The following is a 6,999-nucleotide window of genomic DNA, read 5'->3' as shown; positions in this document are numbered from 1 at the left end:
TTTTTACCCCTTCAAAGCCTTAACTGACTGGCATTAGGGCAAGCCCCCTCCCACATTTTGATCCGGTTTCTACAGGGAGAGCAGCGCCATACGCTGGCGCACAGATGCCTCAATGCCTGCCTCATCCAGTCCACACTCCGCCAGCATCTGCGCCGGCTTGGCGTGTTCGACATACACATCCGGCAAGCCCAGATGCAGCACCGACTTGAGGATATTCTCCCGCGCCAGAAACTCACTGACCGCCGCACCGGCACCGCCCATGATGGCGTTTTCTTCGACGGTCACCAGCAACGCGTGGCTGCCGGCGATTTCGCGCACCAAGGCTTCATCCAGCGGTTTGACAAAGCGCATGTCGACCACGGTGGCGTCGATTTTCTCGGCGACTTTCAGCGCTTCGGCCAACTGCACGCCGAACACCAGGAAGGCGACGTTGCTGCCCTGGCGACGCACGATGCCTTTACCGATCTCGATCGGTTCCAGGTCTTTTTCGATCAGCGCATTCGGGCCATTGCCGCGCGGGTAACGCACGGCGGCCGGGCCGTTGTACAGGTGGCCGGTGCTGAGCATCTTGCGCAGCTCGTTTTCGTCGCTTGGCGTCATCACCAGCATGCCGGGAATGCAGCGCAGGTAAGACAGGTCGAAGCTGCCGGCATGGGTCGGGCCGTCTTCGCCGACCAAACCGGCGCGGTCGATGGCGAACAGCACATCGAGGTTCTGTACCGCGACGTCATGCACCAACTGGTCATAACCGCGCTGCAGAAAAGTCGAGTAGATCGCCACCACCGGCTTGGCGCCTTCACAGGCCATGCCTGCGGCAAACGTGACGGCGTGCTGCTCGGCAATCGCGACATCGAAGTAGCGCAGCGGGAAACGCTCGCTGAAGGCAACCAGGTCGGAGCCTTCCTTCATCGCCGGGGTAATCCCCACCAGGCGCGGGTCGGCGGCGGCCATGTCGCACAACCATTCGCCGAACACACCGGAATACTTCGGCCCGCTGGCCTTTTTCGGCGCGGCGGCGGGAGCGTCCAGGGGTTCGAGTTTGGTGATCGCGTGGTAACCAATCGGGTCGACTTCCGCCGGGGCGAAACCTTTGCCCTTTTTGGTGACGATATGCAGGAATTGCGGGCCCTTGAGGTCACGCATATTACGCAGCGTGGCGATCAGGGTCGGCAGGTCATGCCCGTCGATCGGGCCTATGTAGTTCCAGCCCAGCTCTTCGAACAGCGTGCCGGGAACCAGCATGCCCTTGGCGTATTCTTCGGTACGACGGGCAATTTCCCACGCGCCAGGCAGGCGCGAGAGCACTTTCTTGCTGCCTTCGCGCATGCTGGCGTAGGTACGGCTGGAGAGAATCTTTGCCAAATAATTCGACAGACCACCGACATTGCGCGAAATCGACATGTCGTTGTCGTTGAGGATCACCAGCATGTTGGCGTCCACTTCCGGCGCATGGTTCAGCGCTTCGAAGGCCATGCCGGCGGTCAGCGCGCCGTCACCGATCACCGCGATTGCCTTGCGATCGCTGCCTTGCAGGCGGGCAGCAATCGCCATGCCCAGCGCAGCGCTGATTGAGGTGCTGGAGTGGCCGACGCCAAAGGTGTCGTACTCGCTCTCGGAACGACGCGGGAAGGCGGCAACACCGTCCTTCTGGCGCAGGGTACTCATGCGCTCGCGGCGGCCCGTGAGGATTTTATGCGGATACGCCTGGTGGCCAACGTCCCACACCAGCCGATCGTCCGGGGTGTCGAACACGTAATGCAAGGCGATGGTCAGCTCGATGACGCCCAGGCCGGCACCAAAATGCCCACCGGTCTGGCCGACCGTGTAGAGCAATTCCAGGCGCAATTCATCGGCCAGGGTTTCCAGCTCGGCTTCACCCAGTCGACGCAGGCCGTCCGGCGTGGCAGCACGGTCGAGCAGGGGCGTGGACGGGCGCTTGCGGGGAATCTCTTGAAACGTCGTGGGCATCAGGCGAATCGTTATAGGTATAGAAGAGGCGGCAGTTTACCTCAAGCATCGCAAACTGCCCACGCGGAGCGCCGAACTTGGCCGATATGCGGCTGCAATGGCCGCGGTTATCAGTGGCGGCGTTCGACGATGTACCGCGCCAGGTCACGCAACGGCTCGGCCGCCGCGTCGAAAGGTCGCAGGGCGTCCAGGGCCTGGTCGCGCAACTCAAAGGCATACGCCTTGGCCGCAGCAAGCCCGAGCAGTGCCGGATAAGTCGGTTTGTCCCGTGCGATATCGGCGCCCTGACGCTTGCCCAGGGTGGCGGTGTCGCTCTCTACGTCGAGAATATCGTCCTGTACCTGAAACGCCAGGCCGATGGCCCGGGCGTAAGTCTGCAAGGCCGCCAATTGCGCGGCTTCGGCGCGGCCGCTGGCCAGCGCGCCCAATTGCACGGCAGCCTCGATCAGCGCGCCGGTCTTGTGGCGGTGCATGTGTTCGAGGGCTTGCTGATCCAGCTTGAGGCTGACCGAACCCATGTCGATGGCCTGCCCGCCGACCATGCCGGCCGGGCCGGCAGCCAGGGCCAGGGCGGTGACCATGCGCAGGCGGATCTCGGCATTGACGCTGCTCAAGCCCGGGTCCAGCAATGCACTGAACGCCAGGCTCTGCAAACCGTCACCGGCGAGGATCGCATAGGCTTCATCAAAGGCTTTGTGGGTAGTCGGCTGGCCGCGACGCAGGTCGTCGTCGTCCATCGCCGGCAAATCGTCGTGTACCAGGGAGTAGGCGTGAATCAGCTCCACCGCACACGCCGCGCCATTGGCCTGCTCGGCCGGCGCGCCCAGGGCTTCACACGCGGCATAGGCCAGCAACGGACGCACACGCTTGCCGCCGTTCATCACGCTGTAGCGCATGGCTTCGTACAGACGGTTCATTTGCGGACTTGGCGCAACAAACAAGGGTTCCAGCGCCGCATTGACCCGGGCTTGGCTATTGGCCTGATACGCGTCGATCATTCCGGCTGTTCCGCATCGAAAGGTTCTTCGGCCAACTCCCCGTCACGTTCCAGCAACACCTGTACCTTCTGCTCCGCCTGCGCCAGCGCGCTTTGGCAGTCGCGGGTCAGGCCGATGCCCTGCTCAAACGCCGTCAGCGAGTCCTCCAGCGACAACTCGCCGTTCTCCAGACGCTCGACCAGGGTTTGCAGGTCGGCGAGGGATTGTTCGAAATCGAGTGCAACTTTTTTGCGGGCCATGGCGGCAATTCCGGTAGACGGTAAACCGGCGCGACACTAGCAGACATGGGGGATGGGGGCAAATGAGCGGGGTGTCAGCGGTCTGCTGTATTGACCTGATAACGCGTGCTGCGGCCGCCTCCGGGGAGACGGATCAGGCAGTTTTTTTCCAGCAGGTCGGCCAGGTGGCGTGTGGCCGTCGCTTTGGAGACCTTTGCCACTGTTTGGTATTGCGCGGCGCTGATGCCGTGTTCGAAGCCCCTTTCACCGCCGTCGAGTAAGCGGTTGAGAACTTTTATCTGCTCGGAGGACAACGCAAGGTCGCGGTGTTGCTGCCAGAACCGGCTCTTGCCCACTACTCGGTCTATCCGCGCCATTGCCTGTTGTACGCTGCGCAACAGGGTTTTGAGGAACCATTCCAGCCAGGCGGTGATATCCAGTGTGGCTTTCTGGCTGGATTCCAGCGCGCTGTAATAGCCGGCGCGGTCCTCGAGGATACTGGCCGACATGGCATAAAAACGGATGGATTGGTGTTCGCCCTGGGCCAATGCCAAATCGGTAATGGCACGTGTTAACCGACCGTTGCCGTCATCGAACGGATGCAGCGTGACAAACCAGAAATGCGCCACGCCGGCACGCACCAGGGGGTCCAGTTCCGGTTGATCGCGACTGGTTTCGAACCATTCCAGAAAGTCATCCAGTGCCTGCTCCAGGCCCAGGCGCGGCGGAGCCTCGAAATGCACAGTCGGCCGATCAAGGCGCCCCGACACTACCTGCATCGGCTCGTCTCCCCTCAATGATCCAATATTGAGTGCTCGGGCGGCATAGCCTGCCTCCGGCGCCGGGAACAACAAGTGATGCCAGTTCAATAACCTGTCGAGCGTAAAAGGCAGGGTGAATTGCTGAGTTGCATCCATCATCAGCTCGGCGAGGCCTTCGCTGCGGCGGCTGACCTGGCCGTCATTCATCGCCTCCAAGCCCATGCGTCGTGCCAGCGAGGAGCGAACGGAGCCAACATTCAGTTGCTCACCTTCGATCGCAGAAGAGGTCAGGATATTTTGCAGCAGCGCATCCAACTCATTTTGCGCACTGACTTCCTGGGGGAAGGAACCTAGCATACCTAGGAGCCGACCTTGGGCTTGCCCACATTCGCGTAACAAGACGGCCAGACGGGCGGGTTGCCAGTGGAAATGCGGCCAGTCGACGTGTTGCCAGATCCAGTGTGGATGGTCCATGAGGGAGCGCCTGGGTGCGTGAGCCGAATAGAGAGGTTATTCGGCTCATATGGTGAGCCGATTGTGCATTTTATTTGGCTCGGCGTCCATGGCGGTGCTTTGTGGCAGTGAGGTAATTGCAGGTGAAGATGAACTTGTATGAGAAGGTGCTGCGCCTGTAATCAAGGTATGAAAATTGTTAAGGGTTTCGTCTATTTCTTCTTCTAGATAGCTCATTAGTATCAATTGATTGCGCGGTAAAAGTTAGAGGAGGGAGTCCAGTCATGGTTTTTGATGATCTTTATTTGAAGATGTCCCTTTGTATCGAATGAAGGAAACCAACCTGCGTCAAGTAAGAAGCCGTCCGGGCATTCCACCTGTAGCAGTTCCTCCTTCAGGTTGTGTACTTGATCTTCAATCGTAGAATTTCCCAGCAAAGAAAGCTTATTATAGGTGATATTGCCTTTTATGAAATCTAACGAGCTCATTTGGTTAATCTCCTGAATTCTTGTTCTGGAATAGGGTGGCCGTGAGTTGTTTTTGCGCTTAACTCTATGCGAATCCAGCGACTCGGCGCACCCTCGCTTGCGCCGTTGATAATGCTGATAAAAGCTCTTTATTAAGTGTATGCATTAGGCTAGAAGAAAAAAAACAGTCCTGTATGGTTCTTGATTGCGACTGTGTTCAGGTGGATCATTTTTTTTATTACTGATGAGTTTTCAGGTGTCAGATGGGCTTCGAATATCGCTAGTGCCTTGCTGAGGTCCTCATTGGTATTGATAGTTTCGTCTTCGTAGTCGTCAATTATTTTCCCCAGGGTTTTATTTATAGCTTCCACTGCGCCAGAGGTCAGAAGTTTTTTATACTCTTCCTCGGTGAGGTGAATGCTTTCAAGTAGAGAGTCTGGGCAATCATTTGTATCTAATAGCCTCATGGCCTCCGGTGTAAGTGGGACACAAATTATCTTCATTGTTTTGGTTCCTTGTTGAAATGAGTGGCTTCATTGTATTCACTTTGTGTTCTGCCCATTTGCTTTCCTGAAGGAGATGTCTTGTTGTTGGGTACGACGCCTTCAAGACTTAAGTATCGTCTCGATCCCGGTAGTGATGGGTCGTAGATCCTGAAGTAGTTTCCATTGATGTCCTCTACAATTTCAACGCCATTGAGAGGGTTCTTGTATATTTTTTTACCTTTATCTGTCTTGGTCACGGTTGGATCGGCGCCGGCAAATTTGACAATGTTTTCATTCAAGTCGGCTGTTTTCCAATTCGCTGAGTATTTAGCTGATCGCTCAGCACCTCCTGCTTTTGGTAATACAGGGTCTCCTTCATCAGCTTTTACAGTTTTGGTTGGGTCATTAGCAGTTACCTCTGCCTTACAACGATCTTCCCCAGGGCAGGTACTTAACCCTAATGGGTCTATCCATCCCGTCGGACTGGGTACGTACTGGTAGGCGTTGATCCCTCCCGCCAGCTTCACCGGGTCTGGCGTCAGGTAACGACCAATATCTGGATTGTAGTAGCGATGGCGGTTGTAGTGCAGTCCGCTTTCTTGGTCGAAGTATTGGCCCTGGAAGCGTAGCGGGTTGTCGACTTTTCCGACGTCGAGTCGGCTGATTTGGCCGTAGGCGCGGTAGTGGGCGGACCAGACGATTTCTCCGTCTGGGGCGGTCAGCTCCTGGGGTGTGCCGAGGTGGTCGAGTTGGTAGTGGTAGGGTTTTGTTTCGTCTGGGCCGAAGCCTTTCAGCAGCGCCAACGGCCGGAAACTGTCCGGCTCATAGAGATAGCTGCGATGGCGGTCCGCGTGATGCTCAGCAATCAGCTTGTCGCCTTGCCAGAAAAACTCGGTGGTGATGTCGTCAACGGTTTTGCTGATACGCCGCCCAAACGGGTCATAACGGTAGCTGGCGGTTTGGCCGTTGGGCTGGGTGAGGCCAATCAACCGGTGCTGGCAGTCGTAGCGGTACTCGGTAACGAGTTGATGCCCTTTGCCGCGCCGTTCACGGATCAGGTTACCGAAGGCGTCGTAGTCGTAATGCCGGTCGCCCTGGATCATCAGGCGGTTGCCGGCGACGATGTCAGGGCCGGGGCGGTCTTGCATGAGCAGATTGCCGGCGGGGGTGTGGGCGAAGCGTTCTTGCTGGTCTTGCGAGTGGTTGGCGTGGGTGAGGCGGTTGAGCGGGTCGTAGCGGTAGTGGTGTTCGCCTTTGCGGGTGTCGTTGAGGCGGGTGAGGTTGCCGGATGGGTCGTAGTCGTAGTGGCGTTGGTAGAAGTAATTTTCCTGTTGCGTGACGGTGTGGGCGTGCAGGCGGTGCTGGTCGTCGTAGTGGTAGTGGCTGAGAAGCTGGCCTTGTTGGCGTTGGTGCTCCTGGCCGGATTTGAAGAGGTGCGAGGTGAGCAGCGCACCGTTGAGTTGTACGGTGGCAAGGTGGCCGCCTTTAGTGTGGTTGAACACCAGGCGGTTGTTGTCTGGCAGGCGTAAATGTTGAAGTTGGCCGCAGGCGTCGTAGCCATAGCGCAAAGTGCCCCAGCCTTGATGTTCGGCGGTGAGGCGGTTTTGTGGATCGTATTCGTAGGCCAGCGCCCAGTGGCCGTCGTCGAC

At 58.0% G+C, this 6,999-nt stretch carries 7 protein-coding genes; all 7 read right to left on the bottom strand.

Annotated elements, in window-relative coordinates; translation table 11 throughout:
* Nucleotides 1-69: 69 nt before the first annotated feature.
* Complete coding sequence (gene dxs / locus JWR98_RS22870) at nt 70-1,968, bottom strand: 1-deoxy-D-xylulose-5-phosphate synthase (RefSeq protein WP_078734843.1); 1,899 nt, start codon at nt 1,966-1,968, stop codon at nt 70-72.
* 110 nt (nt 1,969-2,078) lie between these two features.
* Nucleotides 2,079-2,966, bottom strand: a complete 888-nt coding sequence (gene ispA / locus JWR98_RS22865) for a (2E,6E)-farnesyl diphosphate synthase (protein WP_205491267.1) — start codon at nt 2,964-2,966, stop codon at nt 2,079-2,081.
* Nucleotides 2,963-3,205, bottom strand: a complete 243-nt coding sequence (locus JWR98_RS22860) for an exodeoxyribonuclease VII small subunit (protein ID WP_003176346.1) — start codon at nt 3,203-3,205, stop codon at nt 2,963-2,965. The genes ispA and JWR98_RS22860 overlap by 4 nt, the downstream gene beginning before the upstream one ends.
* A gap of 74 nt (nt 3,206-3,279) precedes the next feature.
* Nucleotides 3,280-4,419, bottom strand: coding sequence for a Fic family protein (locus JWR98_RS22855; RefSeq protein ID WP_205491266.1), 1,140 nt, complete (start codon nt 4,417-4,419; stop codon nt 3,280-3,282).
* 221 nt (nt 4,420-4,640) lie between these two features.
* Nucleotides 4,641-4,886, bottom strand: coding sequence for a hypothetical protein (locus JWR98_RS22850; RefSeq protein ID WP_225908827.1), 246 nt, complete (start codon nt 4,884-4,886; stop codon nt 4,641-4,643).
* Between the two features lie 149 nt (nt 4,887-5,035).
* A complete protein-coding gene (locus tag JWR98_RS22845; RefSeq protein ID WP_078734841.1) occupies nt 5,036-5,368 on the bottom strand; it encodes a hypothetical protein in 333 nt (110 codons plus the stop codon).
* On the bottom strand, nt 5,365-6,999 hold a 1,635-nt coding region (locus JWR98_RS22840), incomplete at its 5' end, for an RHS repeat domain-containing protein (protein WP_205491265.1). The genes JWR98_RS22840 and JWR98_RS22845, both read right to left, overlap by 4 nt.

Source organism: Pseudomonas lactucae, from assembly GCF_016937615.1.
GTDB lineage: Bacteria > Pseudomonadota > Gammaproteobacteria > Pseudomonadales > Pseudomonadaceae > Aquipseudomonas > Aquipseudomonas lactucae.
This window is presented reverse-complemented; position numbering and strand designations above follow the sequence as displayed.